1 protein-coding gene is annotated in these 2,111 nt (G+C 71.2%); it reads left to right on the forward strand.

Features of this window, described 5'->3' with window-relative positions:
• Positions 1-2,051 (forward strand): family 78 glycoside hydrolase catalytic domain (locus tag SSOG_RS06995; protein ID WP_039936777.1); only part of this gene is annotated, 2,051 nt, incomplete at its 5' end.
• Positions 2,052-2,111 lie beyond the last annotated feature (60 nt).

Consider the following 2,111-nt stretch of genomic DNA (forward strand, 5'->3'; position numbering starts at 1 on the left):
GCGTGCAATACCAGACGTACGACGTCACCGACGCGCTGCGGCGCGGCACCAACGCCATCGGCGTGACCCTCGCCCCCGGCTGGTACGCCGGAAACGTCGCCTGGCTCGGCCAGCACCAGTACGGCACCCGCCCCGCGCTGCTCGCCCAGCTGGAGGTCACGTACACCGACGGCAGCACCGAGCGCGTCACCACCGACCCCGAGTGGCGCGCCGCCACCGGCCCGCTGGTGACCGCCGACCTGCTGATGGGCGAGACGTACGACGCCCGCAACGAGACCCCGGGCTGGACGTCACCGGGCTTCGACGACAGCGGATGGCGGCCCGCCACCACCGCCGCGGACATCACCACCGAGGTGGTGGCGCAGGTCGACGCGCCGACCCGGGTGGAACGCGAGCTGACCCCCGTCAAACGCACCGAACCCGCCCCCGGCGTCCACCTCTTCGACCTCGGCCAGAACATGGTCGGCAGCGTCCGCCTCACCGTCTCGGGACCGGCCGGCCACACGATCCGGATCCGCCACGCAGAAGTACTGAACCCCGACGGCACCGCGTACACCGCCAATCTGCGCACCGCCCACCCCGTCGACACGTACACCCTCAAGGGCGGCGGCACCGAGACCTACGAGCCTCGCTTCACCTTCCACGGCTTCCGCTACGTCGAGGTCACCGGCTACCCCGGCACACCGCCGCTCGACGCGGTGACCGGCCGGGTCATGCACACCGCCGCCCCGTTCACCATGTCCTTCCGCACCGACGTGCCGATGCTCGACCAACTGCACTCCAACATCACCTGGGGCCAGCGCGGCAACTTCCTCTCCGTCCCCACCGACACCCCGGCCCGCGACGAACGGCTCGGCTGGACCGGGGACATCAACGTCTTCTCCGGCACGGCCGCGTACACCATGGAGTCGGCCCGCTTCCTCACCAAGTGGCTCCAGGACCTGCGCGACGGACAGGGCGCGGACGGCGCCTTCCCCGATGTGGCCCCGGTCGTCAGCGGCCTCGGCAGCGGCACCGCGGGCTGGGGCGACGCCGGGGTGACCGTCCCCTGGAACCTGTACCAGGCGTACGGCGACACCCGGGTGCTGCGCGAGAACTGGCCCGCCATGCGCGACTGGATCGCGTACCTGGAGAAGCACAGCTCGGGCCTGCTGCGCCCCGCCGAGGGCTACGGCGACTGGCTCAACGTGGACGCCGAGACCCCCAAGGACGTCATCGGCACCGCCTACTTCGCCCACGCCACCGACCTCGTCGCCCGCACCGCACACGTCCTCCGCGAGGACCCGGCCCCGTACGAGGACCTGCTGGCCCGCATCAAGGCGGCCTTCACCAGGGCGTACGTCTCCACCGAGGGCCGGATCAAGGGCGACACCCAGACCGCGTACGTCCTGGCCCTCTCCATGGACCTGCTGCCCGACACCCTGCGCCGCCCGGCGGCCGACCGCCTCGTCGCCCTGATCGAGGCCCGCGACGGACACCTGTCCACCGGCTTCCTCGGCACCCCGCGGCTGCTCCCGACGCTCACCGCGACCGGCCACACCGACCTGGCCCACCGCCTCCTCCAGCAGCGCACCTTCCCCTCCTGGGGCTACCAGATCGACCGGGGCGCGACCACGATGTGGGAACGCTGGGACTCCATCAAGCCGGACGGCGGCTTCCAGGACGTCGGGATGAACTCCTTCAACCACTACGCCTACGGCTCGGTCGGCGAGTGGATGTACCAGAACATCACCGGCATCACCCCCGCCGCCCCCGGCTTCCGCCGGATCCTGATCCGGCCCCGCCCCGGCGGCGAGGTGCGCTTCGCCGAGGGCCGCCACGACTCCCTCTACGGGCCGATCACCACCCGCTGGTCGCAGCGAAACGGGGAATTCACCCTCTCCGTCTCGGTACCGGTCAACACCACCGCCGAGATCTGGGTGCCCGCGCGCCGCGAAACCGACGTGATCCAGCGGGGCGCCCGGTTCCTGCGGCTGGCCGACGGCTGCGCGGTGTACGCCGCGGGATCGGGTGCGTACCGCTTCTTGACGCGCACCGACCAGCGCGCTTAGCTTTCTTGAATCGTTTCACTCCCAAGGAGACCCATGTCTGACGTTCCGGCCGTGAAGGCA

Origin of the sequence: Streptomyces himastatinicus ATCC 53653 (assembly GCF_000158915.1) — a bacterium.
Taxonomy (GTDB): Bacteria; Actinomycetota; Actinomycetes; order Streptomycetales; family Streptomycetaceae; genus Streptomyces; species Streptomyces himastatinicus.